The sequence below is a fragment of the Brevundimonas lutea genome (assembly GCF_003704105.1).
Classification (GTDB): Bacteria; Pseudomonadota; Alphaproteobacteria; order Caulobacterales; family Caulobacteraceae; genus Brevundimonas; species Brevundimonas lutea.
In genome coordinates this window covers 138,881-163,602 of record NZ_QUOQ01000005.1, presented here as the reverse complement: position 1 = coordinate 163,602, position 24,722 = coordinate 138,881, and the positions used below count along the sequence as shown (strand labels likewise).

At 67.9% G+C, this 24,722-nt stretch carries 25 protein-coding genes; 9 read left to right on the top strand and 16 right to left on the bottom strand.

Translation table 11 applies throughout. The annotated features are described in order from the left end of the window. Positions 1-64 precede the first annotated feature (64 nt). Together EES48_RS10625 and flgK are read right to left on the bottom strand one after the other, a co-directional pair. Positions 65-997, bottom strand: coding sequence for a flagellin (locus EES48_RS10625; RefSeq protein WP_122466590.1), 933 nt, complete (start codon positions 995-997; stop codon positions 65-67). Beyond that, positions 997-3,111 carry a flagellar hook-associated protein FlgK gene (flgK, locus tag EES48_RS10620; protein WP_122466588.1) on the bottom strand — a complete coding sequence of 705 codons (2,115 nt, stop codon included), beginning with the start codon at positions 3,109-3,111 and terminating at the stop codon, positions 997-999. Before flgK ends, EES48_RS10625 begins: the two co-directional genes overlap by 1 nt. Positions 3,112-4,290: 1,179 nt before the next feature. Here flgK and EES48_RS15165 point away from each other — a divergent pair. From EES48_RS15165 to sciP, 4 genes are all read left to right on the top strand, one after another. Then, on the top strand, positions 4,291-5,346 hold the full coding sequence (locus EES48_RS15165; protein ID WP_240623319.1) for a flagellar hook-length control protein FliK: 1,056 nt from the start codon (positions 4,291-4,293) through the stop codon (positions 5,344-5,346). Positions 5,347-5,349: 3 nt separating this feature from the next. Next, positions 5,350-6,093, top strand: a complete 744-nt coding sequence (locus EES48_RS10605; protein ID WP_122466584.1) for a flagellar hook assembly protein FlgD — start codon at positions 5,350-5,352, stop codon at positions 6,091-6,093. 16 nt (positions 6,094-6,109) lie between these two features. Beyond that, on the top strand, positions 6,110-7,513 hold the full coding sequence (locus EES48_RS10600; protein WP_122466582.1) for a flagellar hook protein FlgE: 1,404 nt from the start codon (positions 6,110-6,112) through the stop codon (positions 7,511-7,513). 184 nt (positions 7,514-7,697) lie between these two features. Then, positions 7,698-7,982, top strand: a complete 285-nt coding sequence (sciP, locus tag EES48_RS10595) for a CtrA inhibitor SciP (protein ID WP_122466580.1) — start codon at positions 7,698-7,700, stop codon at positions 7,980-7,982. Positions 7,983-8,048: 66 nt separating this feature from the next. On the opposite strand, the gene EES48_RS10590 is transcribed toward sciP, so the two are convergent. Beyond that, the gene (locus EES48_RS10590) at positions 8,049-8,771 is read right to left on the bottom strand and encodes a 3-deoxy-manno-octulosonate cytidylyltransferase (protein ID WP_122466578.1); all 723 of its coding nucleotides are present in this window, start codon (positions 8,769-8,771) and stop codon (positions 8,049-8,051) included. A 99-nt stretch (positions 8,772-8,870) separates the two neighbouring features. Here EES48_RS10590 and EES48_RS10585 point away from each other — a divergent pair, with 99 nt between their 5' ends. Further along, positions 8,871-9,620, top strand: coding sequence for a c-type cytochrome (locus tag EES48_RS10585; protein ID WP_122466576.1), 750 nt, complete (start codon positions 8,871-8,873; stop codon positions 9,618-9,620). 3 nt (positions 9,621-9,623) lie between these two features. Here the strand turns inward: EES48_RS10585 and EES48_RS10580 are convergent, their stop codons facing one another. From EES48_RS10580 to EES48_RS10560, 5 genes are all read right to left on the bottom strand, one after another. After that, the gene (locus EES48_RS10580) at positions 9,624-10,496 is read right to left on the bottom strand and encodes an NAD-dependent epimerase/dehydratase family protein (RefSeq protein WP_122466574.1); all 873 of its coding nucleotides are present in this window, start codon (positions 10,494-10,496) and stop codon (positions 9,624-9,626) included. Between the two features lie 4 nt (positions 10,497-10,500). Further along, positions 10,501-11,721, bottom strand: coding sequence for an NAD-dependent epimerase/dehydratase family protein (locus EES48_RS10575; RefSeq protein ID WP_122466572.1), 1,221 nt, complete (start codon positions 11,719-11,721; stop codon positions 10,501-10,503). Positions 11,722-11,774: 53 nt separating this feature from the next. Beyond that, a complete protein-coding gene (gene galU, locus EES48_RS10570) occupies positions 11,775-12,656 on the bottom strand; it encodes a UTP--glucose-1-phosphate uridylyltransferase GalU (RefSeq protein WP_122466569.1) in 882 nt (293 codons plus the stop codon). Between the two features lie 119 nt (positions 12,657-12,775). Beyond that, positions 12,776-14,425, bottom strand: coding sequence for a chaperonin GroEL (gene groL / locus EES48_RS10565; RefSeq protein WP_122466567.1), 1,650 nt, complete (start codon positions 14,423-14,425; stop codon positions 12,776-12,778). A 55-nt stretch (positions 14,426-14,480) separates the two neighbouring features. Beyond that, positions 14,481-14,768: a co-chaperone GroES gene (locus EES48_RS10560; protein WP_122466564.1), complete on the bottom strand. Its 288-nt coding sequence runs from the start codon at positions 14,766-14,768 to the stop codon at positions 14,481-14,483. A 250-nt stretch (positions 14,769-15,018) separates the two neighbouring features. On the opposite strand from EES48_RS10560, the gene EES48_RS10555 reads away from it, so the two are divergent. Then, positions 15,019-15,417 carry a YMGG-like glycine zipper-containing protein gene (locus EES48_RS10555; RefSeq protein ID WP_122466562.1) on the top strand — a complete coding sequence of 133 codons (399 nt, stop codon included), beginning with the start codon at positions 15,019-15,021 and terminating at the stop codon, positions 15,415-15,417. A 64-nt stretch (positions 15,418-15,481) separates the two neighbouring features. On the opposite strand, the gene EES48_RS10550 is transcribed toward EES48_RS10555, so the two are convergent. Continuing rightward, positions 15,482-16,477: an NADPH:quinone oxidoreductase family protein gene (locus EES48_RS10550; RefSeq protein WP_122466559.1), complete on the bottom strand. Its 996-nt coding sequence runs from the start codon at positions 16,475-16,477 to the stop codon at positions 15,482-15,484. 117 nt (positions 16,478-16,594) lie between these two features. Here EES48_RS10550 and EES48_RS10545 point away from each other — a divergent pair, with 117 nt between their 5' ends. Both EES48_RS10545 and EES48_RS10540 read left to right on the top strand, forming a co-directional pair. Further along, positions 16,595-17,653, top strand: a complete 1,059-nt coding sequence (locus EES48_RS10545; protein WP_122466556.1) for an NAD(P)-dependent alcohol dehydrogenase — start codon at positions 16,595-16,597, stop codon at positions 17,651-17,653. A gap of 108 nt (positions 17,654-17,761) precedes the next feature. Beyond that, positions 17,762-18,310, top strand: a complete 549-nt coding sequence (locus EES48_RS10540; RefSeq protein ID WP_122466553.1) for a CC0125/CC1285 family lipoprotein — start codon at positions 17,762-17,764, stop codon at positions 18,308-18,310. Between the two features lie 61 nt (positions 18,311-18,371). Here the strand turns inward: EES48_RS10540 and EES48_RS10535 are convergent, their stop codons facing one another. From EES48_RS10535 to EES48_RS10525, 3 genes are read right to left on the bottom strand one after another with little or no spacing between them, the layout of a single operon-like run. After that, positions 18,372-19,001, bottom strand: a complete 630-nt coding sequence (locus EES48_RS10535; protein ID WP_122466551.1) for an inner membrane-spanning protein YciB — start codon at positions 18,999-19,001, stop codon at positions 18,372-18,374. Next, a complete protein-coding gene (gene ftsY / locus EES48_RS10530; RefSeq protein ID WP_122466549.1) occupies positions 18,998-19,948 on the bottom strand; it encodes a signal recognition particle-docking protein FtsY in 951 nt (316 codons plus the stop codon). Before ftsY ends, EES48_RS10535 begins: the two co-directional genes overlap by 4 nt. 54 nt (positions 19,949-20,002) lie before the next feature. Continuing rightward, positions 20,003-20,233: a DUF1674 domain-containing protein gene (locus EES48_RS10525; protein WP_122466547.1), complete on the bottom strand. Its 231-nt coding sequence runs from the start codon at positions 20,231-20,233 to the stop codon at positions 20,003-20,005. 78 nt (positions 20,234-20,311) lie between these two features. On the opposite strand from EES48_RS10525, the gene htpX reads away from it, so the two are divergent. Then, positions 20,312-21,262, top strand: coding sequence for a zinc metalloprotease HtpX (gene htpX / locus EES48_RS10520; RefSeq protein ID WP_122466544.1), 951 nt, complete (start codon positions 20,312-20,314; stop codon positions 21,260-21,262). Positions 21,263-21,268: 6 nt separating this feature from the next. Here htpX and EES48_RS10515 read toward each other — a convergent pair whose 3' ends face one another. From EES48_RS10515 to phyK, 4 genes are all read right to left on the bottom strand, one after another. Continuing rightward, positions 21,269-21,850 (bottom strand): phthalate transporter, encoded by a 582-nt coding sequence (locus tag EES48_RS10515; protein ID WP_240623318.1) that lies wholly within the window; start codon positions 21,848-21,850, stop codon positions 21,269-21,271. Then, positions 21,847-22,722, bottom strand: a complete 876-nt coding sequence (locus EES48_RS10510) for a 3-hydroxybutyryl-CoA dehydrogenase (RefSeq protein WP_122466542.1) — start codon at positions 22,720-22,722, stop codon at positions 21,847-21,849. Before EES48_RS10510 ends, EES48_RS10515 begins: the two co-directional genes overlap by 4 nt. Positions 22,723-22,863: 141 nt before the next feature. Next, positions 22,864-22,995, bottom strand: coding sequence for an entericidin A/B family lipoprotein (locus EES48_RS10505; protein ID WP_122466540.1), 132 nt, complete (start codon positions 22,993-22,995; stop codon positions 22,864-22,866). A gap of 88 nt (positions 22,996-23,083) precedes the next feature. Further along, complete coding sequence (phyK, locus tag EES48_RS10500) at positions 23,084-24,709, bottom strand: sensor histidine kinase PhyK (protein WP_162998121.1); 1,626 nt, start codon at positions 24,707-24,709, stop codon at positions 23,084-23,086. Positions 24,710-24,722 lie beyond the last annotated feature (13 nt).

Sequence of the window (24,722 nt, the reverse complement as noted above, 5' to 3'; positions counted from 1 at the left end):
ACCGTAAACCGGAGCGCCAGTTTACCGGTTCCCGGCCGCCTGCGGACGTGACGTGGCGTCGCGGTCAGTAGGGCGCCAGCAGGTCCAGCAGGCTGGTCTGACGCAGCTGAGCCAGAACCTGGGCGGAAGCCTGGATCGAGATCTGCGACAGCTCCAGCTCCGTGACCGCCTCGGCCATATCGACATCGGTCTTCTTGCCGATCAGCTGCTGCATGGCGACACGCTGGTTGTCGAGCGAGGCTAGGTTGTCGTCGACCTGGGTCTGGATGGCGCCCGAGCGGGCGGCGAAGCCAACGACGCCGGTGTGGGCGTCCTTCAGTCGGGTCAGCTGGCCTTCCAGGAACGCACGGACGTCCTCGGTCATGACACCGTCGATGGGCCCCTGGGCGCCCTCGTGGAACAGCTGGATGTCGCGCAGGATCGCGAACAGCGGCTCGCCCACCTCGTCGGCCAGGAAGCCCGTCTCGACCGTTGTCGATTCGTCCAGGCGCGAGGCGGTCCGCAGCGTGTCGTTGACGAACACCGAGGCGGCGTCCGGGGCATCGGCGAGATCGGCCATGGACTTGGCCGTCACCGGCGGCTGATCGGTTACCGCGCCGCCGAACAGCGGGCGTCCGTTATGCTCCAGGTTCAGGCCGCTGCGTGCGGTGGCGAACTGTCCTTCCAGCGCCTGCATCAGCCCCTCGACCCGGCCCGACGCCAGGGCCTCGGCGATGGCCTGGCGCGCGCCGTCGGCGCCCTCGGCCACCCGGTCGAAGGCCAGGGCCTGGGTGGTCAGGCGCGAGGCCACGGCCTCGCCGGCCGAGATGAAGCCGTCGATACGGTTCTGGGCCGACTTCAGGGCGGTCAGGGTCTCCGACCCCCGACCGAACCCGGCCAGATCGGTGGCGATCTTCTCGGTCGAGACCTTCTTCTGCGCCTCCAGTCCGCGCGCCTGGGCGGCCATCAGGTTGAGCAGGGCGGATTCATAGTTTCCGGCGGTCGAGACGCGGGTCATCAGGTCATCCCCAGAAGCGTGTCGTACATTTCGCTGGCGGCCTGGATCAGCCGCGCGGAGGCGTTGAAGGCCTGCTGATAGGTGGTCAGCAGCACCAGTTCCTCGTCCAGATTGACGCCCTCATAGGCGCTCTGGCGGGCCCGGGCCTCCTGCGACAGGGCCCCGGCGGCGTCGGCGCGGGTCTTGGCGGCCGAAGCGCGGGCGCCGATATCTCCGGACAGGTCGGAGGCGTAGCGGCTGAGGCTCATCGACGCGCCGGCCGAGCTGGAAGTCCCGTCGAAGCTGACGGTGGTGGTTGCGGCGTCGGCCAACAGTCGCGCGCCCCGGCCGTCGCCGCTGGACAAGGCCGAAGAGCCGGGCGCGGCGCCAAGGTTCAGCTGGGCCAGGGCCAGCCGGCCCGGATTGCTGCGGATGTCGGTGCGAATGGAGAAGTCGTCGGCGCGGCTGGCCCGCACTCCGCCGCCCAGGCCGAACAGCTCGGTCATCGACACGCCCGACTGGGCCTGGACCGTGGTGTCGTCCAGCACCGAAAGGGTCGCCGGCGGCGAGCCCGAGCCGGCGAAACTCAGGGCTCCCTGGGCGTCCAGACTGAAGGTCCCGTAGCGGCCCAGGCCCGTGGCCGGATTGTTCAGGGCCGTGACCAGATCGGCCATCGAGCCCCCGGCGGGCACGGCGAAGCCGATGTCGCGCATCCGGCCGCCGCCCTCGGCGCCCAGGCGGAAGGTGATGGTCTCGCCCGCCCCGAAGCCATGCGGGCTGGCCGGCGTCAGGCCGGTGTCATAGGTCGCCGGCCGGCCCGACGCGATCATGTCGTTCAGCCCGAACCAGTGCGAGAAGCCCTTGTCGTTCTTGCGCGCCGGATCGGCCGGATCGTCGGCGATGGCCACGCCGTTGGAGCCCGTGGCGGTGATCGACAGGCGTCCGTCGGTGAAGCTGGCCGTGGCCTGGCCGCCCAGCTGGGCGTTCAGCGTGGCCAGGAAGGTCGCGGGGTCCGCGGCCACGCCGTTGACGGTCATGGTGCCGCCCGAGAACACCACCTCAGCCCGGGTCTGGATCGCCCCGGCCGCATTGGTGACGGCGATGGTGGTCGTGCCCTGGAAGCCGGCCAAGGCGGCCTCGAACCCCTGACCCATGTTGCGGCCGGCCAAGGTGGTGGGGGCGGGCACCGAGGAATTCTGGTTGTGAGCGCGGTTCAGCTCGTCGGCCACCCGGGCCATGAGCTCACCCAGCCGTTCCGCCGCCGCCGGCGCCTCGACGTCGCGCAGTTCCAGCAGCCCCTTGATTTCGCCGCTGATGAGATTGTCGGTCAGGGACCGCTTCTGGCCGCCCGGCTCGGTGACGAAGACATCGGCGAAGGCGGTCTCGCCATTGACCGATCCCGCGCGCGTGTACTCCAGGGTGGCATGGCCGGCGCCGGCCAGCAGCACGCCGGTGCCGGTGCGGATGCTGACACCGCCCTGAGGGCGCTGGGCGACATTGATGTCCATCAGCGACGACAGCTGGTCGATCAGCTGGGTCTGGGCGCCCAGGGTTCCCGTGGCGTCGCCGCCATTGATGGTGGCCCGGGCGATCTCGACGTTCAGCGCCTCGATCTGGCTGAGCAGCATGTTGCCCTGTTCAACGGCGGTCTTGATGCGGCTGTCGGCGTCCTCGCGCACGGACTGGATCTGGCCGGCGATGCGGGCGGATTCGTCGAACAGGCTCTGGGCCCGCTGCAGCGCGTCGCTGCGCAGGGGGGTCGAGCCGGCGTCTTCGGCGGAGGCGGCGAAGGCGGAGAACAGGCCGTCGATGCGGCTGAAGAAGCCTGAGTCGCCACCGGGATCGCCGAACAGAGACTGGATTCGATCGTACAGTTCATAGCGCACGCCCTGGCGCGCCGCGTCGGCGTCGGCCTGCAGGCTGGCGGCCTGGAGAAAGCGGTCGGTGGCCAACCGGACCCGGCCAATCTCGACGCCCGAGCCGACGCCGCCGGTGCTCATCGCCACCTGATCGGCGACCTTGCGGACATAGCCGGGGGTGTTGACGTTGGCGACGTTGTCCGAGCTGACGCGGATCTGCGCCTGGGCCGTCATCAGGCCGGAGTTGGCGATATTGATGATGCTGTTCAGCGACACGGGACGACGTCTCCTTCACGCGGGGATCCGACGGCGCCCGGCAGAAGCTGCTCACGCACGGGCGAGATTTGCCCGGCGCGGCGCGCTGTCTGGAATGCCAAGTCGCTGATTCGCATGATCTTCCCTTGGATAGGTCTTCTGACCCCCGCTCCCTGGCGCAAATGGCGGGCCATCTCCGGCCGCACCGTCGAAGCCTTAGATCCAGGGCGGCAAAAGGCGACCGTCGGCGCGGCAAGTTTGGCCCTCGGGGGATGAACGGCGAGACCGAAGCTGCTGCTTTTCCATTCGAAAACATGGGCTTGGCTAAATCGAGCGGTGTGGCCCAGCGGTTGCTTCCCACCAACCGAATGTTTCCGGCGCAGCAGGCGCTCCCGATTTCCTTTCAGTGCGAGCCTGCCCCGCCCCATGTCCGCCGCCGCTTTCCTGTCCGCCCTCGTCGCCGCTCCCCAGCGGTCGGGCGCCGCCGCGTCCGGCGTTGGTCAGGGCAAGGGCGCGCCGACGTTCAGCGGCCTGCTCGCGACGGCCGAGACCCTCGTTACGCCCGGGCCCGACACAGGTGTCTCCACTTCCAAGGCAGCAAAGACGAGCCCCTTAGCCCGGCCCGCACCAGCAGTGCCCGAGACCGAAGCGACCGACCCTGCTTCGTCGATCCCGGCCGACAACCTGACGCCGCCAGTGAGCGCGCCCGCGGGACCGGCCGTTGGGCCGATGGATTTCAGCGCAGGCGCCTTGACGTTTGAAGCCAGGAAACCTTCGGACGCCGTCTCGGCGATCGCAGCTCCGACGCAGGATCAGATGTCTTCGGCGGCAGTCGCGCCTGGATCGAACGCTGCGGCCATCCCGCACCGATCTGTGACGGGCTCCACATCCGGGAAGCCCACCGACCCCGGCGGCGCCTCGTCCTTGACCCTGCCTGTCCAAGGCCAACTCGCCGCAAGCCCCGCCGCCGCCAGCGACGGGTCGCGCGCTACCTCTTCTGCTGCGGCGCCGCACGCTTCGGACCCGCTTCCGATCGTCAACACCACCGCCACCCTCGCCGGACCCCCCAAGGACTCTGCCCGGAATGGCGCAACGGGCAAGGCGAGCTCCGGATCGGGCTCCCCGGGACCGACCGCGCCCGCCGCGACGTCCGCGCCGACAGAAGCCGGCGCGCCGCCCAGCCGCTCCGCCGAGCGTCCCATGCCTCTATCCTCGGCTACCCTCGCGTCCTCAGAAGGACCGGCTGGCGCGGCTGCGCCGGCCACCGCCCAGCCGCTGGCCAACGCCGCAGCGGCCGCGTCCGTCCAGCGCGGCGAGACCAATCCGACCGTGTCGACCGGGATCGTCGCCGCTCGCGGCAGCGGCAGCGGCGTCAGCCACGCGGTCGCCGACCCGTCCGGTCTCACCGACACCCCTGCTGACGCCTCCTCCAAGGACGGAGATGCGGTGAAGCTCTCCGCGTCGGGATTCCACACAACCGCTGAGCCTGGTGCTCACGGCGGTCGTGCGGAGGCGCGCACGGGATCGAGCGCAACGCCTGCATTCGCCCCGTCGTCGGGCGCGGCAGCCGGCGCCGACACGGCCGGCCCGTCCACAAGCTCGCCCAGCGCGGGCTCGACGTCGGCGGCGCCAGCGTCCTCCGCCCTGCACGCATCAGCCGCCCAGCCCCCGCCGGTCTTCGATCCCGGCGCCGTCGAGACCCCCGACGTGCCCGCTCCGGTGATGCATGACATGGCCGAGGGCGTCACCGACGCGCCCCAGCTGGATCGCGCCGTCGCGTCATCGGCAAGCGGCGGCCACGGCCTTTCCTTCCTGTCGCGCGCCTCCGTCGAGACCACGGCGCTGCTGGCCGCGCGGATGCTCAATCGCCTGGACCAGAAGGTGACGCGCTTTGACATGGCCCTGACGCCCGAAGGGCTGGGTCAGGTCGAGGTGTCTATGGACATCGAGGCCGACGGCCAGCTGACGGCGCGCCTGGCCTTCGACAATCCGGCGGCCGCCGCGGAGATGCGCGGTCGCGTCGATGAGCTGCGTCGCCAGCTGGAGCAGGCCGGATTCACCCTGGGCGACGACGCCCTGGAATTTTCCAGTCCGGATCAGGGCGGATCCAACGCCTCGCTGTTCGATGACGGCCGGCGCTCCGGCGCGGGACGCGCTTTCCGCGCCGGCGACCGGCTGGCGCTCGACGCCGATCAGCCGCCCCCGGTCTGGATGTCCCTCAAAACGGCGCCCGACGGCGTCGATGTGAAGGTCTGAACCATGGTTGACGCCATTTCCACAGCCGACTCGTCGGGGCGCATCAACGCCGGCGGCGCGATGCTGGCCTCGAACTTCGAGACCTTCCTGACGCTGCTGACAGCCCAGCTCAAGAATCAGGATCCGCTGTCGCCGCTGGATTCCAATGAGTTCACCGCCCAGCTGACCCAGATGGCCGGGGTCGAGCAGCAGCTGCTGACCAACGATCTCTTGACCAGCCTCCTGGCCCAGAATGGCGGCGCCAGCTTGTCCGACGCCACAAACTACATCGGCAAGGAGGCCACCGCAGCCTGGTCGGCCGTCAAGTTCGAGGACGGCCAGGCGACCTGGAGCTACGAACTGGCCAAGGACGCCACCTCGGCCAAGGTCGAAATTCTGGACGCCACCGGCAAGGTGGTTTTCACCGGCGAGGCCGAAGACCTGACCACCGGGGTCCACGACTTCTCCTGGGACGGTCAGACGACCGGCGGCGGCCAGGCCCAGGACGGCTCCGTCTACACCATGAAGATCACGGCCACGGGTCCCAACGGGACCGGCGTCGACTCCCAGGTCCTGACCCGCGGCCGCGTCACCGGCGTCGAGATGTACGACGGCGAACCCTACCTCACCGTTGGCGGGGCCATCCTGCCGCTTTCCTCCGTCATCGCGCTTGAAGAATTCGAGCCGGATACCGGCGGGCTCAGCCTGCCCGGCGCAGGGGCGATCTCAAGGGTCGCCTCCGCCCTGAACCCGCTCAACCTCTTCTGATCAAGGACACCAGACCATGAGCATCAACAGCGCACTGCTGGCCGGGGTCTCCGGCCTGACCGCGAATTCCGCCGCCCTGGCGGCGATTTCCCAGAACATCGCGAACGTGAATACGGTCGGCTACAAGCGCAGCCAGGCTGAGTTCCAGACCGTGATCAACGGTCAGAACTCGGGCGCCGGCTATTCCGCCGGCGGCGTGACCGCTTCGGCCCGTCACTATGTCTCCGACAATGGCCAACTCCAGCGGACCACCTCCTCGACCGATCTGGGCATTTCGGGCCGCGGCTTCTTCGTGGTCACCGACAAGGCCGAGGGGGTCGAGATCACCGACACCCGCCTTTTCACTCGCGCCGGCGCCTTCCGCGTCGACGAGATGGGCTATCTGAAGAACTCTGCGGGCCTGTATCTGCAGGGCTGGCCAGCAGACGGCGACGGCAATGTCGCCACCGACCCCTCGGACCTCAGCCGCCTGCAGTCGATAAACGTCGGCACTGTCGGCGGCACGGCCGAGCCGACCACCCGCGTCGGCATCAACGCCAATCTCCGCTCGGGCCAGGCGGTCAATCCCGACATCGCCACCTACGACCCGGCCACCAACAACATGGCCATGTGGACCCCCGACGGCACGGGCGGCATCAAGCCCGACTTCCTGATGTCGGTGCCGGTGTCGGACTCCAAGGGCGGCCAACGTTCGGTGTCGATGGCCTTCCTCAAGGGCGAGAACCCCAACGAATGGCACGTCGAGATTTACGGCGCTCCCGGCGACCTGGAAGGCGGCGACATGATCCGCTCGGGTCGCGTTGTCTTCACCCAGGACGGACGCCTCGACGCGGCCGCCACCGCCGCTCTCCCGGACGCCCTGTTCACCGACCCGGCCGACGCCGTGCTGACGCTGGGTGCTTCGGGGTCGGCGGCGGCGCCCGGCGTCGACGCCATCTGGGCCACCGATCTTGGCATCGCCTCCCAGACCATCCAGTTCGACCTGATGACCGCGGCCGGCGGCCTGACCCAGTACGACAGCCAGTCGGTGGTTCAGGCGGTCACCACCAACGGCACCCCGTTCGGCAATCTGTCGAACATCGAGATCGACGAGGAGGGCTATGTCTCGGCCATCTTCGATAACGGCGTGACCCGCCGGATCGGTCAGGTCGCCCTGGCCACCTTCCCCAGCCCGGATAGCCTCAAGCCGGTCAACGGCAACGCCTATGCGGTCAGCCAGGGGTCAGGCACCTACAACCTCAAAGCCCCCGGCTCGGGCGGCGCGGGCCTGATCGGTGCGTCTCAGCTGGAAGCGTCCACCGTGGACCTTTCGGCCGAATTCACCGGCCTGATCACCACCCAGCGGGCCTATTCCGCTTCATCCAAGATCATCACCACCGCCGACGAAATGTTGGAAGAATTGATCCGCATCAAGCGGTGACGATGACTCGGGGGATCATTAACACTTCTCGCTAACCCATGGATCGTTGCTCGAAAATTGGCGTCGAACGTTGGTTCGGGAAGGCTCGCGTTAGAGTCTTCCTAACCACGGCGCTTAAGCGGCCTTTAGCGGCCGATCGGTATGGTCACGCTCACGATGGTGGTGGTGACAGAGGCTTAAGCCCATGCTGACCGAGCGACGCCTTAACAGCAAAGGCGAACAATACGTGGTGGGACCGAACGGGACTCCGCTGACCTTGGCGGACCTGCCTCCGCCCAATACCGACCGCTGGGTGATCCGGCGCAAGGCCGAGGTGGTGGCCGCCGTGCGCGGCGGACTGCTGGAGCTGGATGAGGCGCTAGCGCGCTATCGCCTTACGGCCGAGGAGTTCGTGGCCTGGCAGGCGGCGATCGACAAATGGGGCATGCAGGGCCTCCGGACCACGCGCATTCAGCACTATCGCGCCTGATCCCGATCGACCGAAGACGATCAGGGCCGTTCCGGCGACGGGGCGGCCCTTCTTCGTGCGCGGCGCTCAGGCCAGCGCCCGCACAGCCTCCAGGTCATCGAAATTGTCGACCGACAGCGGCGCGGCCTCGATCACCGCGGCGTCGATGATCATGCCCAGTTCCAGCGCTCTCAGCTGCTCCAGTTTCTCGCGCCGCTCCAGCGCGCTCGGCGGCGCCGCGCAGAACCGCTCCAGCGCTGCGCGACGGTAGCCGTAGACACCGACATGCCGCCAGACCGGTCCCTCGCCGTAGAGGGTCGAGCGAGTGAAATAGAGGGCCCTTCCGGAACGGCCGTCGGCGGCGAGCGCCAGAACAGCCTTAACCACGTCCGGATTGGTGCGATCGGCGAACGAAGCTTCCTTAGCCACCAGGGTTGCGATGTCGCAGTCGGGCCGCGCCGCCAGGGTTTCGGCGCAAAGGCGCGCGATGGCCGGATCGGCCAGGGGCATATCCCCCTGCAGGTTGATCACCGCATCATGACGCCGCTCCGGGTCAACGGCGTGGAGGGCCGCACGCACCCTGTCAGACCCGGATGGCAGGGCGGGATCGGTCAGCACCGCCCGGCCGCCGTGGGCCTCGACCACCTCGACGATCTCGGCGTCGCCGGCGGCGACCAGGACAGGCAGTTCGGAGCGCTCCGCCTGCTGGAAGGCGCGCACGATCATCGGAAGCCCGCCGATGTCGGCCAGAGGCTTTCCGGGCAGTCGGGTCGCGGCCATGCGCGCCGGGATGACGATCAGCGGGTTCATCGTTGCGATCCGGGCGCTAGCGTGTAAGACAGCCGCACGCAAGGCGAGGCCCCGGTCGCGCCTGTTCGACTGTGGCTGAATACGGGACCGACGACGCGCATGAGCGGCGACCTCAAGTGGAACAAGATTCTCGGCGCGGGCCTGGCCACCGCCTTCACCATCCTGGTGGTGCAGCAAGCCTCCGGCTTCATCTACTCCAGCCATGAGCCGGAGAAGATGGGCTATTTCATCGACGCCCCTGAGGAAGCGGCGGGCGGCGCGGCCGAGCCCGAGTTGCCGCCGGATTGGGGCACGGTGCTGCCGATCGCCGACGTCGCTGCCGGCGAGCGCGCCTTCGCCCGTTGCGCGGCCTGCCACACGATCAATCAGGGCGGCGCGGCCGGTATCGGCCCGAACCTGTACGGCGTCGTCGGCGGACCGGTGATGCACGCGGCCGGCTTCGCCTATTCGCCCGCCATGACAGAGCATGCGGCGGCGCGCCCGACCTGGGATTATGATCACCTCGACGAATTCATCACCGCTCCCGCGCGCGTCGTGCCGGGCACCAAGATGTCTTTCGCGGGCCTGCGCAACACCGAGGAGCGCGTGGCGCTGATCGCCTATCTGCGTTCACAGGGGTCCGGCGGTTACGCCATTCCGGCTCCCGACCCGTCGCGCCAGCCGGGCGCCGCGGCCGGAGCCGAGGGCGAGGCGGCCACGACGGAGGGCGAGGCTCCGGTCCCGGCCGATCCCGCCGCCGTCGACGGCGCGCCCGTCACCGGCGCCGCCGGCCAGCCGACCACGACCGCCACCACGCCGGGTCAGCCTTCGGAAGAAAGCTCGCCCCAGGCCGGCGCCACCGGCGGCTGACATTTAGTCGATCAGGCCGGCGATTCCATCGCGCCAGTCGGCGTGGTGCGGTCGCCAGGCCAGTTCGGCCTTGGCGAGCGCGTTCGAGACACGCTTGGAATCCAGATAGAAACGGCGCATGCCGTCCGACACTTCGGCGTCGGTCCAGTCGATCTCCGTTGGCCGCGACAGGCCCAGGCGCTCGGCCGTCCAGGCCATGACGACATCCGCAGCCTCGGGCGTGTCGTCGGTGAGATTGTAGATGGCGCCCGGCCGAGGTCGCCTCATCGAGGCCAACAGGCCATCCACGGCATCCTCGACATGGATGCGGTTGAACACCTGCCCGGGCTTACGGATCAGGCGCGCGTCGCCACGCTTCAGCTTGTCGATCGGCGAGCGTGCGGGACCATAGATGGCCGGCAGACGGAAGACCTGCACCGTCAGTCCCATGCCTTGCCCGGCGTCCAGCCATTCCCGCTCCGCCTTGACCCGTCGCGCGCCCTCCAGGCTGGCGGCGTTTAGCGCATCTCCCTCGAAAGCCCAGCCCCCGGCGCGATCGCCATAGACGGCGGTCGAGGACACATAGCCGATCCAGTCGGGATAGGCGCCGGACGCGGACAGGGCCGGAAGGAGAGCCCGTGCGCCGGGACAACCCCCCGCTTCCGGCGGCGCGGTGACGAGGATGGCTGCGGCTTCGGCGACAGCGTCGCGCAAGGTCTCGGCGTCACCGGGATCGATGGCTTTGGCGCCACGCGCTTCCATCTCGCCGCGACGCTGTTGGTCCCGAGAAGTGGCGGAGACGGCCCGGCCCTGTGCGATCAGGCGGCGCAGCAAGGCCTCGCCCAGATATCCGGCGCCGAAGATCAGCACCCGTCCGCCCTTGCCCTCCTCGCTCATCCGCTCAGACGACGCGCAGCCGCTCGGGCGGGGGCGGCGGGGTCAAGGCCTCGGCCCGGGCCGAGTTCCAGGCCGAAACGCACGGCACCTTGGCCAGGTCGGCGCGGTCGGCGTAGCGGCGGGCGATCTGGGTCACCTCGTCAAGCAGCCCATCCTCAAGCGTGATCGGACTGAGGCCCAGGTCCTTGAAGCCCTGGTTCTCGACGACCAGTTCATTCTCGTCCGCCTCTTGGCGCGGGTTGGCGACGAATTCGACGGCGGCGCCGGTCATGTCGGCGACCTTCTGGGCCAGGTCGCGCACACGGCGGCTCTCGGTCATCTGGTTGAGAATGCGGACCCGCTCTCCCCGGGCCGGCGGATTGCCCAGCGCCAGGGCCACGCAACGCACCGTATCCTGAATGTGGATGAAGGCTCGGGTCTGGCCGCCGGTGCCGTGCACGGTCAGCGGATAGCCCACCGCCGCCTGCATCAGGAAACGGTTCAGCACCGTGCCGTAGTCACCGTCGTAATCGAAGCGGTTGATCAGGCGCTCATCCTGCCGGGTCTCGTCGGTCTGGGTGCCCCACACGATGCCCTGATGCAGGTCGGTTATCCGGAGGCCGTCGTTCTTGGCGTAGAACTGGAACAGCAGGGCATCCTGCGTCTTGGTCATGTGATAGATCGAGCCCGGGTTCGGCGGGAACAGGATCTCTTGCTCCACGGGCCCGTTCGCGGTCTGGACCGTGACCGGCAGATAACCCTCGGGGATGGTCAGGCCGGCGGTCGCATAGCCGTAGACGCCCATGGTGCCCAGATGCGCCAGGTGGATGTCCAGGCCGCTCTCGACCATGGCCGCCAGCACATGATTGGTGGCGTTCAGATTGTTGTCGACGGTGTAGAGCTTGTGCCGGGCCGACTTCATCGAATAGGGCGCGGCCCGCTGTTCGGCGAAATGGACGATGGCGTCCGGCCGTTCGCGCTTCAGCAGCTCAACGAACCGGTCGAAATCCTTGCCGAGGGTAATGGTCTCGATCCCGATCGTCTTGCCCGACACCTCTCGCCAGGCCGCGACCCGCTCCCCCAGCGGCCGAATCGGAGTGAGGCTCTGGACCTCGAGTTCGTTGTCGATGTTCCGCCGGCTGAGGTTGTCGACGATGGTCACGTCCCAGCCTTCGGCCGAGAGATGCAGCGCCGTCGGCCAGCCGCAGAAGCCGTCGCCGCCCAGAACCAGAACGCGTTTCGTCATCGGGAACTCCTTCAGGCCCGAACGCCTAGCCCAGCCGGCGGCTCCGCGAAAGGCTACAGAAGGTCGCTCACCGCCTTGCGAGCTGCCTCTCCCAGGTCGGGCCGTTTCAGCGCCAAGGCGACATTGGCCCTCAGCAGCCCGATCTTGTCGCCGCAGTCATGGGTGACGCCTTCGTACTCCACCGCCGTGAAGTCCTGCTCCGTCATTAGCCGCGCCATGGCGTCGGTCAGCTGGATCTCGCCGCCCGCGCCCTTGCCCTGGTCCGCCAGCAAGTCGAACAGGCGCGGTTGCAGGATGTAGCGGCCCGAAATCGACAGGTTGGACGGCGCCGTCCCCTGGGCCGGCTTTTCGACCATGCCCTTCATGGCGATGCGGCGGCCGGAGCTGTCGCCCTCGGGATCGACGATGCCGTATTTGTGGGTTTCGCTCTCGGCCACCCGTTCGACGCCGATGACATTGCCGCCGGTCTCGTTAAACACCGCGACGAGCTGTTTCAGCGCGCCCGGTTCGGCGTCGACGATGACGTCGGGCAGGATCACCGCGAAAGGCTCGTCTCCCACCACGTCGCGGGCGCACCATACGGCGTGGCCCAGGCCCTTGGGCGCCATCTGGCGCACGAAGCTCATCTCGCCGGGTTTGGGCAGTTCGGCCAGCAGCTGGTCGAGGATCTCGGTCTTGCCCTTGGCCTCCAGCTGGGCCTCCAGCTCCACCTGGTGGTCGAAATAGTCCTCGATGGCCTGTTTGAACCGGCCGGTGACGAAGACGATGTGCTCGATCCCCGCCGCGCGCGCCTCCTCGACGATATAGCTGAGGATCGGTCGGTCGACGACGTTCAGCAGTTCCTTGGGCGTGGTCTTGGTGCCGGGCAGCACCCGGGTGCCGAGGCCCGCCACGGGCAGCACGGCCTTGCGCAGGCGAGGAGAGGTCTGGGTCATGGGATCCTGATATCAGCCGGTCGCCATCAACGCACGACGGACGGGTCGGTGGCCAAGGAAAAGGGCGGGCCCATCTCTGGACCCGCCCTATCCGTATCAGTGTGAACTGAGCTTCGGACTTAGAAGTCCATGTCGCCCATGCCGCCCATGCCGCCGCCGGGCATGCCGCCGCCGCCGCCCGAGGACTTCTTCGGAGCGTCGGCCACGGCCGCTTCGGTGGTGATCAGGATGCCGGCCACGGAGGCGGCGTCCTGCAGGGCGGTGCGGACCACCTTGGCGGGGTCGATGACGCCGGCCTGGATCATGTCCACATACTCTTCGGTCTGGGCGTTGAAGCCGTAGGTGGGCGAAGAATTCTCCAGCACCTTGCCGACCACGATCGAGCCTTCCACGCCGGCGTTCTCGACGATCTGCCGGATCGGGGCCTGGATGGCGCGACGGATGATGGCGATGCCGGCGGTCTGGTCGGCGTTGTCGCCGGTCAGGCCCTCGAGGGCCTTGGTCGCCTTCAGCAGGGCGATACCGCCGCCCGGGACGATGCCTTCTTCCACCGCGGCGCGGGTGGCGTTCAGGGCGTCGTCGACCCGGTCCTTCTTCTCCTTGACCTCAACCTCGGTCGAGCCGCCGACGCGGATGACCGCGACGCCGCCGGCCAGCTTGGCCAGACGCTCCTGCAGCTTCTCCTTGTCGTAGTCCGAGGTGGTGTCCTCGATCTGCTTCTTGATCTGGGAGACGCGGCCCTCGATGGCGTCCTTCTCACCAGAGCCGTCCACGATGGTGGTGTCGTCCTTGGTGATGGTGACCTTCTTGGCCTTGCCGAGCATGTCGATCGTGACGTTCTCGAGCTTGATGCCCAGGTCTTCAGAGATGACCTGGCCGCCGGTCAGGACGGCGATGTCCTCTAGCATGGCCTTGCGGCGGTCGCCGAAGCCCGGAGCCTTGACGGCCGCGACGCGCAGGCCGCCGCGCAGCTTGTTGACCACCAGGGTGGCCAGGGCCTCGCCCTCGATGTCCTCGGCGATGATGATCAGCGGACGACCCGACTGGACCACGGATTCCAGGATCGGCAGCAGGGCCTGCAGCGACGACAGCTTCTTCTCGTGCAGCAGGATCAGGGGCTCTTCGAGTTCGGCCACCATCTTGTCGGCATTGGTGATGAAGTAGGGCGACAGGTAGCCGCGGTCGAACTGCATGCCTTCGACGACGTCCAGCTCGGTCTCGGCGGTCTTGGCTTCCTCGACGGTGATGACACCCTCGTTGCCGACCTTTTCCATGGCCTTGGCGATCATCTCGCCGACCTCGGTGTCGCCGTTGGCCGAGATGGTGCCGACCTGGGCGATCTCGGAGTTGGCCGAGACCTTCTTGGACGACGCCTTAACGTCGGCGATGACGGCCTGAACGGCCTTGTCGATGCCGCGCTTAAGATCCATCGGGTTCATGCCGGCGGCGACCGACTTGAGGCCTTCCTGGACGATCGACTGGGCCAGCACCGTGGCGGTGGTGGTGCCGTCACCGGCCTTGTCGTTGGTCTTGGAGGCGACCTCGCGGATCATCTGGGCGCCCATGTTCTCGAAGGCGTCTTCCAGCTCGATTTCCTTGGCCACCGAAACGCCGTCCTTGGTCGAGCGCGGAGCGCCGAAGGACTTCTGGATCACGACGTTGCGGCCCTTGGGGCCCAGGGTCACCTTGACGGCGTTGGCGAGGACGTTGACGCCCTTCAGCATCTTGTCGCGCGCGTCGGTGTTGAAGTTTACGATTTTAGCGGCCATTACGGGCAGCTCCTATCTCTATGAATTCGTGGGGTGAAAGTTTCGACGCGGGTGCTTAGGAAAGCACGCCCAGGACGTCGGATTCCTTCATGATGATCAGGTCTTCACCGTCGATCTTGACCTCGGTGCCCGACCATTTGCCGAACAGGATGCGGTCGCCGGCCTTCAGCTCCAGGGCGTTGACCACGCCCTTGTCGTCGCGGGCGCCGGGCCCGACGGAGACGACTTCGCCTTCCTGCGGCTTTTCCTTGGCGGTGTCGGGGATGATGATCCCGCCCTTGGTCTTGGATTCTTCTTCGACGCGCTTGACCAGCACGCGGTCGCCGAGAGGACGAAACGCCATCTGATTGCTCTCCCTGAGGGGTTGGTAGGCTGTGAGTTCGAGGTCCCCGCCGGCGCGACTGTTGGCAGTCGCGGCCGGTGAGTGCCAACGCGCCGTCGAGGTAGGGGGGGGATGTGTCAGGGTCAAGGCCGCGGCCAGATTCACATGAAGCGAAAATGAACGACGGGCTCGAAGGGCGTTCAGACGCGGGCGTCTAAGGTCGATGTCATGCCGGGCGGTCCGTCCGGCGGAAGATGTGAAAGGGCAGACGATGACCAAGTTTAAAACCCTGATCAGTGGTGCGGCCGGCGCCCTGGCCCTGACCCTCGCCGCCGCCCAGCCGGCCGCGGCCCAGGACGACAAGGCCAAAGACGCCCTGATCGGCGCGGCCATCGGCGCCGTGGGCGGCGCCCTGGTCGGCAACGGCGACCGAAACTATGTGCTGGGCGGCGCGGCCGCCGGCGCCGCAGTCGGCTACGCCCAGGCCGCCAACGACGACGACTGCGACTATTACCGCGGCGGCCGTTGCTACCGGAACCAGGGGCACTGGGAGCGGGAGCACGGCATCAACAGCCGCGACCCGCGCTGGGAACAGCGCCGCGACTATCGCGAACATCGCCGCGAAAACCGTCGTGACCGCCGCGATTGGCGCCAGGACCGTCGCTGGTAATTCGAGATCGACGTGAAGACCGAGGCCCGGGAGTTCGCTCCCGGGCCTTCTTCGTGCGCGGCGGTCACAGGGTCACGACCAGCTTGCCCATCGCCCGACGATCGCCCAGGGCCGTGATGGCCTCGCCGGCCTGGTGCAGCGGCCACGTTTCCGAGATGCGCGGGCGGATGCGGCCCTCGGCGTGGAGACGCATCAGTTCGCTGACGTTCTCGGCGTGGGCCTGGGGCTCGCGGGCGATATGGGCGCCCCAGAAGACGCCCATGATCTGCACCGACTTGAGCAGCGCCAGATTGAGCGGGATCGACGGGATCCCGGCCGGAAACCCGACGACCAGATAGCGCCCCTCCCAGCCCAGCGCCCTGAGCGCCGGCTCTGCATAGGCGCCGCCGACCGCGTCGTAGACCACGTCGAAGCCGTCGCCGCCGGACAGGCGCTTGAAGTCCTCCGACAGCGTCTTCTGGGCCGCGCGGTCGAGGTCGCCGGCCGGATAGATCAGACCGTCGTTGGCCCCGAGCTCTCTGGCGAAGGCCAACTTGTCTTCACTGGACACCGCCGCGATCACCCGCGCGCCCGACGCCTTGCCCAGTTCGACCGCCGCCGCCCCGACGCCGCCGGCCGCACCCAGCACCAGCAGGCTCTCGCCCGCCTTCAGCCCCGCACGGTTCTTCAGGGCATAGTAGCTGGTGCCATAGGTCATCAACAAAGCCGCGCCTTCCTCGAAGCTCATGCTGCCAGGCAAGGGCAGGGTCTGATCGGCGCGGATGATCACCTGCTCGGCCAAGGCGCCCCAGCCGGGCACGGCGATAACCCGGTCGCCGACGGCCGGACTCGTCACGCCTTCCCCGACCGCCTCGACCACCCCCGCCAGTTCGGCGCCCGGTGCGAAGGGACGGGGCGGCCGGAACTGATAGCGGTCCTCGATGATCAGGGTGTCGGGATAGTTGATACCCACCGCCTTGACCGCCACGCGCACCTCGCCCCGCCCGGGCTCGGGCGTCGGCAGGTCGGTCAGGGCCAGGGTCTCGGGTCCGCCGGGCGCGGTGGACAGAAGGGCTTTCATCGCAGGCCTCCGTGAATGCGCCCTGAGGCTACAGGGGGTCAGGCGCGGAGCAAGGCCTGTTGCAGGCACGGCGTTCGCGCACCACCTGTCTCTGATCGCCGATCACGGAGCCCGACCATGCCCATTCCCGTCCGCGCCTATGCCGCCGAAGCCTCCGACAAACCCTTGGCGCCCTACGCTTTCGACCGTCGCGACCCCGGCCCCGGCGACGTCGCCATCGACATCCAGTACGCGGGCGTCTGCCACTCCGATCTGCACATCGTCCAGAACGACCTGGGCAACACCACCTATCCCATCGTCCCCGGTCACGAGATCGCGGGCGTGGTCACCGCGGTCGGTTCGGACGTGGAACGTTTCAAGGTGGGGGACCGCGTCGGCGTCGGCTGCATGGTCGACAGCTGTCGCCAGTGCGCGCCGTGTCGTGAGGGCGAGGAGCAGTTCTGCGTGCCGGGCATGACCCAGACCTATGGTTCGCCCGATCCCAAGGGCGGCGCGGTCGGCCAGACGATCACCCAGGGCGGCTATTCGACCGCCATCGTGGTGGACCAGGATTTCGTGGTCCGCATTCCCGACAGCCTGTCCCTGGACGCGGCCGCGCCGCTGTTGTGCGCGGGCATCACCACCTATTCGCCGCTGCGGACCTGGGGGGTTGGGCCCGACTCGAAGGTCGCCGTCATCGGCCTGGGCGGCCTGGGACACATGGCGGTCAAACAGGCCGCGGCGATGGGGGCCGAGGTCACGGTCCTGTCCACCTCGGACCGTAAGAAGGCCGACGCCGAGCGGATGGGCGCCAAACACTTCCTGATCAATTCCGACAAGGACGCCATGAAGGCGGCGGCTGAAAAGTTCGACCTCATCATCAACACCGTCTCGGCCACCCACGAGATCGCCGACCACATCCAGCTGCTGGCCAAGGACGGCACGATGGTGATGCTGGGCCTGACCACCGAAGGCATGCCGGTTTACGCCATGCCTTTGCTGTGGCGCCGTCGCCGGATCGCCGGATCGCTCATCGGCGGCATCCGCGAAACCCAGGAGATGCTGGATTTCTGCGCGGAGCACGACATCGCGTGCGACATCGAACTGATCGCCCCGTCGGAGATCAACACCGCCTATGAGCGGATGAAGAAGTCTGATGTCCGCTATCGCTTCGTGCTGGACATGGCGCGGATTTGACGCACGTCCGCCGGCACGCCGGCCTCGTAGCTTCAGCCAACTGGAACACGCGCCTTCAGCCCCCGTTCATGGACTGGGCGCTTTAATGGCGCGAAGGAGAATTCTGCCATGAAACACGTACTTATGGCGGCAGCGGCGACCTTGGCCCTGGCGGCCTGCGCCACCGCCACGCCCTATCAGCCGGCGGGCTATGACGGTCAGCGCGGCGGCTTCGCTGAGCAGCGCATCGAGTCCAACCGCTTCCGCGTCGGCTTCGCCGGCAACAGCCTGACCTCACGCGAGACGGTGGAGACCTATCTGCTTTTCCGCGCCGCCGAACTGACGGTCCAGAATGGCTATGACTGGTTCGCCATGGTCGACCGCGACACCGATCGCGACACCCGCTTCATCGGCCGCCAGGATCCCTTCGGATCGCGCTATGGCTTCTCTTCGCCCTATTGGGGACCGTCGTGGCGCTATTATCGCGGCGGCTTCTGGGGCCCGTGGCGTGATCCGTTCTATGACGACATCGATGTGCGCCAGTACGACCGGTACGAGGCCAACGCCGAGATCGTGATGGGCAACGGTCCGAAGCCCGCCAACGATCCCGCCGCGTTCGACGCGCGCGAGGTGATGGCCAACCTGGGTCCGCGCATCCAGGGGCCGCCGCCGCGCTGATCGCGCCGATCGAGCCGACAAGACGCCGGACGAGTGATCGTCCGGCGTTTTTTCTTGATCGTCAGAGACCGGGGTCAGGGCTTTCGGGCGCGGGTTCGTCCTCGTCCTTGATCAGGTGCTTCATGATGAAGAACACCTGCCAGATGCCGAAGGCGGCAGAGGCCATCCACAGTCCGCCTCGGAAGGTCATCCAGGCGTCGTTGCCGACCGCGTGGCGCACGATCTCGTTGGTGATCGCCACCGCCGCGAAGAACAGGCCATAGCGGAGGGTTAGACCGCGCCAGCCCTCGTCGGTGATCTGGATGGCCGAGCCCAGCAGATATTTGAATGGATATTTCCGCAGCGGCAGCGAACCCAGCAGAACCGTGGCCAGCAGCGCGTTCTGCACGGTGATCTTGATCTTCAGCAGCTCGTCGTTCTGAAAGATCAGGGTCATGGCCCCGAAGATCAGGGCGAACAGGCCGGCCAGCAAAGGCAGGGGCGCGATGCGCCGTTCGACCGCATAGCCAACGATCAGGGCGATCACCGAGGCTCCGACCAGAACCCAGGTCGCCTGGATCAGCGCCTCCTGGCCATCCAGGCCGCGCCCGATCCGGTTGATCAGATAGGCCAGCATGAAGGCCAGGAGCGCGCCGAAATCGACGGCCTGGCGCACCCATTGGCGCGAATTCGAGCCTGCGGCGACGCTCATGCGGCGGGTCCTTCGGGATCCAGCCCTACCAGGGATCGGGAAAAGGCGCGGGCGTCGAACGGCTGGAGATCCTCGATCCCCTCGCCCACGCCGATCAGCTTGATGGGGGCGTCCGAGGCCTGGGCCACGGGCACCAGCACTCCGCCGCGCGCCGTGCCGTCCAGCTTGGTCATGACGATGCCCGAGACATAGGCGGTGCGGCCGAAAATCTGCTCCTGGGCCAAGGCGTTGCGGCCCACCGTGGCGTCCAGCACCAGCAGCGTCTCGTGCGGCGCGTCCGGGTCGATCTTCTTGAGCACCCGGACGATCTTGAGCAGTTCATCCATCAGGGCCTGCTTGTTCTGCAGCCGCCCGGCGGTGTCGATCAGCACGACGTCATGACCTTCCGCCCGGGCGCGGGTGAAGGCGTCGAAGGCCAGGCCCGCCGGGTCCGCGCCGTCGCGGCGACTCTCGAAATCAGCGCCGGCCCGCTCCGACCAGATTCGCAGCTGATCACGCGCGGCGGCGCGGAAGGTGTCGCAGGCCACCACCATCACCTTGGCGCCCTTGCCCGTCAGATCCGAGGCGATCTTGCCCAACGTCGTGGTTTTGCCCGACCCGTTGACGCCGACGAACAGCACCACGAACGGCCGGGGACCGGACAGGGGATCGAACGTATCCTGGCGCGGCGTCAGCTCGGCGGCCACGGCCTCGGCCAGGGCCTCCTTCACCTCGGTCTCGTCGCTGGTCTTGCCGAAGCGAAGCTGGCGGAACCGCTCGACGATCCGCGCCGATGCGGCGGGCCCGAGATCGCTCTCCAGCAGATGCTCTTCCAACTGGTCGAGCGCGGCTTCGGAGAGCGGCTCCTTGACGAAGGTGGCCACCACCTGATCGGTCATCTGCCGCGACGAGCGTGACAGGCCGTCGCTCAGCCGCTGGAACCAGCCTTTCTTGGGCGTATCGGTCATGATCCGCCTTTAGCGGCGGGAAGCGGCGCGGTCACGGGCTTTGCGCGGGCGGGATCAGAAATCGACCGCCATGCCCTTCTTCTCCCAGTCGCCATAGCGGGTCGGCTCCTGTCCACGCGGGCCGCCCTGTTCCGGCGGCAGCGCCAGCGGCGGCGCGGACAGGCGGCGGGCCTCGGCCTCCTCCAGCGCGCGTCGGGCCGCGGCAGTTATCGGGCGCTCGGGCGTGGCGTTCGGCACGTCCGGATTGGCGTGCGGCGTCTCGGGGAGAGGCGGAGAATCTGTCACAGGCGACCTGACTTTCAGCGGCGCGTTTCTGATCCCAGATAGGGACGAACGTCGTCCTCTGGAACCCGCGACCCGACCATGAACCACCTCAAGACCTTCATCCTCCTGGCCGCCATGACCGCGCTGTTCATGGGTATCGGCTATCTGATCGGGGGCAGCGGCGGCATGCTGATCGCCCTGGTGTTCGCGGGCGGCATGAACCTGTTCAGCTACTGGAACGCCGACAAGATCGTGCTGAAGATGTACAAGGCCCAGCCGGTCGACGAAACCCATCCCGACCCGGTGGTTCGCAACTACGTGCTGGACACCAAGCAGATGGCGGCCGACGCGGGCATGCCAATCCCCAACATCACCATCATCCCCAACGACCAGCCGAACGCCTTCGCCACCGGCCGCAACCCTCAAAACGCGGCGGTCGCGGCGACCTCGGGCCTGCTCAAGATGCTGACCCGCGAGGAGATTCGGGGCGTGATGGCGCATGAGCTGGCGCATGTGAAGAACCGCGACACCCTGACCATGACGGTGACCGCGACCCTGGCCGGCGCCATCGCGGCTCTGGCCAATTTCGCGCTTTTCTTTGGCGACCGCGATCGGCCGGGCGGCATCATTGGGACGATCGCCCTGATGCTGCTGGCCCCAATGGCCGCGGGCCTGGTGCAGATGGCCATCAGCCGCAGCCGCGAATACGAGGCCGATCGGGTCGGCGCCGAGATCGCCAAGGATCCCCACGCCCTGGCCTCGGCGCTGCAGAAGATCGAGGCCTATGCCCACCGCATCCACAACCCGACCGCCGAGCGCAATCCGGCCTCGGGCCAGCTGTTCATCATCAATCCGCTGTCGGGCGAGCGGGCCGACAAGCTGTTCTCGACCCACCCGAACACCGGCAACCGGGTTCGCGCCCTGATGGAGCTGGCGACGAAGATGGGCATGAGCGGCCCGGCTCGGGCTTCTGCCGACGCCCCGCGGTCCGTGCCATCGCGCACCGCCTCGACCGGCGTGCCGACGACACCCCGAGGGCCCTGGGGCTGAGCGCCTTCAGCCTTCGCCGAGCACGCCCATGCGCGGCCGTACGGCGGGCGGCCGTTTCTCGAAGGCGATGAAGGCCACGCACAACCCGGCCCACAGGGCGTGGCTGATGCCGACCAGCAGAGCGAAGGGCAGGCCGGCTACGCCATAGATCAGCACGGTCGTCTCGATCGAACCGAGGGCGTTGCCGATGCTCTGGGAGGCCACGGCGTTCATCAGGATCATGACCGTCGCGATCAGCAGCTGCAGCCCGGCGGCCAGCACACCGCCCATGACCAGAAAGCGCCAGACCACGCCCAGACGGGTGGCGGGCTTGCCGGTCTTGTCATGTTCGCGGCCCAGGATGCGCACGCCCACAGGCACGGCGATCAGGGCGACGACGATGGCCAGAATGCGCCAGTCAACGCCGCCGGCGTGCGGCAGCCAGCGGGTCGGGGGCAGGATCGCCAAGCTGACGAACAGGGGCGGCCACAACGCGCCCGCGAGGCACGCCAGCGGCACGGCGGTCGAGCGGTTGCGGCGCCACATGATCGGCGTGCGGCCGGGCAGTTCGCCCCTGGCCAGCGCGGCGGCGGAGGGGCCCCCGCTCATCGGGTCGGCACCGGCGTGTCGCCGGTATAGTCATAGAAGCCCCGGCCGGATTTCTTGCCCAGCCAGCCGGCCTCGACATATTTCACCAGCAGCGGGCAAGGCCGGTATTTGGAATCCGCCAGACCGTCGTAGAGCATGTTCATGATGGCCAGCACGACGTCCAGCCCCATGAAGTCGGCAAGTTCCAGCGGCCCCATGGGATGGTTGGCCCCCAGCTTCAGCGCCGTGTCGATCGAGGTCACCGTGCCGACCCCCTCGTACAGGGTATAGATCGCCTCATTAATCATCGGCACCAGCACGCGGTTGACGATGAAGGCCGGAAAGTCCTCGGCGTCGGTGGTGGTCTTGCCGAGCGACCGGGCGAAGGCGGCGGCCTGATCGTAGGTTTCCTGCGACGTGGCAATGCCGCGCACGATCTCAACCAACTGCATCACCGGCGCCGGCTTCATGAAATGCATGCCGACGAACCGCTCAGGCCGGTCGGTCACCGACGCCAGGCGCGTAATCGAGATGGAGGAGGTGTTGGAGGCCAGCAACGTGTGGGGAGCCAGGTGAGGGGCCAGGTCGCGATAGACGCCCTTCTTGACCGCCTCGTCCTCGGTCGCCGCCTCGATGATGAGGTCGCAGGCGCCGACGGCGGCCAGGTCTCCGGCGCTAACCCGCGCCCGCGCGGCGGCGCGGTCGGCTGCGGACAATCCACCCTTGGCGACGTGACGGTCCAGGCTCTTGTCCAACGCGGCCAGGGCCCGTTGCGTCTTGGCGCTCTCAACGTCGGTCAACCGGACCTCGCGGCCGCTCAGGGCCACGACATGAGCGATGCCGACGCCCATCTGGCCGGCGCCCACGATGCCCACGGTGCGGATGTCGGTCATGTCGTCCTGGTGGCCGGCGAAAGGGAGGCGCACCTTACGGCCCGCCACGTCCGGCGCAAGCGCAGCCGGGGGTGAGACATGCGAAAGCGCCCGCCGGATGACCGACGGGCGCTGAACTGTGCGTTTCGAGTGACGCTTCGCTTACGGGTTGCGAGCGGTATCCTCGATGGCTTCGCCGGCCGCCTGGGTATCTTCGCCGACACCAGCAACGGTATTGCAGGCGGCGGCGACGAGGGCTGAGGCGGCGGCGACGAGCACGAAAATCTTGCGCATTGGAAACTCCTGCGGCTGAAGCGGCCGGAGCCGCGAGAGGGACGCCGAGTCAACGCTGCGCCACGGCCCCGGTTCCGTAGGGCGTCACTCAGGCGGATTCTTCCGGCGGCAGAGGGAAGGTGAGCCGCGCCAGCGTCCCGCCGCCGGCGCCCGAAACCACTTCCGCGGTTCCCCTCAGTTGCTTGGCGAAGGCGTTCATCAGGGTCAGGCCGACGCCGCTGCGTCCCGGCTCCGGCGCGCCCGGTCCATCGTCCTCGACCTCCAGCACGCAGCCGTCGCCGGTGCGCTTGAACCTGACCTGCAGCACACCGCCGCGCCCGGCGAAGGCGTGCTTCTGCGCATTCGATATCGCCTCGACCGCCCACAGGGCGATGGGCGCCAGTCGGTCGGGATCGATGATCAGGGAGTCGGCTTCCACAGAAGAGGTCACCAGGGGGCCGCGTCCGCTGTCGGCGGCCACCAGTTGCCCGGTCAGTTCGCCGAGGAAGTCGCCCAGGTCCGCCTGCCGGATATCGGCGCTCTGGTAGAGGGTGCGATAGATCAGGGCCAGGGCCGAAATGCGCTGGCGCGTGTCGCCGATCGCCGCTCGCGCCGCCGGGTCGGTCAAGGCGCGCTGCTGGAGGTTCAGCAGCGAGGAAATGATTTGGAGGTTGTTTTTCACCCGGTGGTGGATTTCCCGAAGCAGGGCGTCCTTCTCCGCCAGGGAGGCGGTGAGGGACCGGTCACGCGCTTCGATGTTCTCGGCCAGTTCGTCGAGTGTCTTGCCCAGGACCTGAATTTCTGAAGGCGCGTTCAGGGATTGGACCGGCCGCACGCTGAAGCGACCCTTGGCGTAGATGGCGGCGATCCGCTCGAGATAATCCAGCCAGCGCACCACGATGCGGTCGGAAGCCCACATCACCGCCAGCAGCGCGGCCAACCAGGCTGCCAGCGGCATGGCGAAGACACCGACCGGGTTCAGGCGCGCCCACGACAGCCAGCCGGGATCAGGCGCCGAAAGCACCACATGCACTTCGCTTTCATACAACGGCGCGGACGCCATCACCCGATCACGACCCTCGACATCTTCGACCTCCGCCAGCCGAGCGGCGTCGTCGACGGGTTGAACCGCGCGGGCCATGACCGCCGGATCATCGGAGAAGGCCGCGCGGTCGGTGGCGGTCAGGATGGCCCCGCGCGCGTCCACAAGGGCGACCTCGGACCCTTCCGGCAGGGCGACAGGGTCCAGCCGTGGACGCAGCGAGGAAAGCGGAATGACCGCCGCCATGGCTCCATCGAAGCGACCCAGCGGGCGCTGAACCCTCACCGCGGCCAGCAATGACGGACGATCAGCCAGGTCGTCGGGCGCCTGGGTCAGCACCACGCGCTCGCCCGCAACCAGACGGCGGAACCAGTCCGATTGCCGGTCCTGCTGGCCATCCACCGTCCTGGAGGCGCACACGACGCGGCCGCTGGCGGAATACCGGTAGAGCGCATCCAGCCCCTCTGAACGCTGAGTAAGGCTCTGGAGCCGTGGCGCACATGACAGGCCCACCGTATCCGGCCGAATGCTGTCGAGAAGGATGACCGCAGACTCCAGTCGAGCCCTTGCGGTAGCGGCCGAAAGTTCGGCCGCCAGGGTCAGGTCATCGCGCCGCTCTTCCGCCTCGGCCCGGAAACCGCTGATAGCCTGCACAGCGCCGAGCAGAAGAATCGGCAGCAACGCCACGGCCATGGCGGCCGCCAAA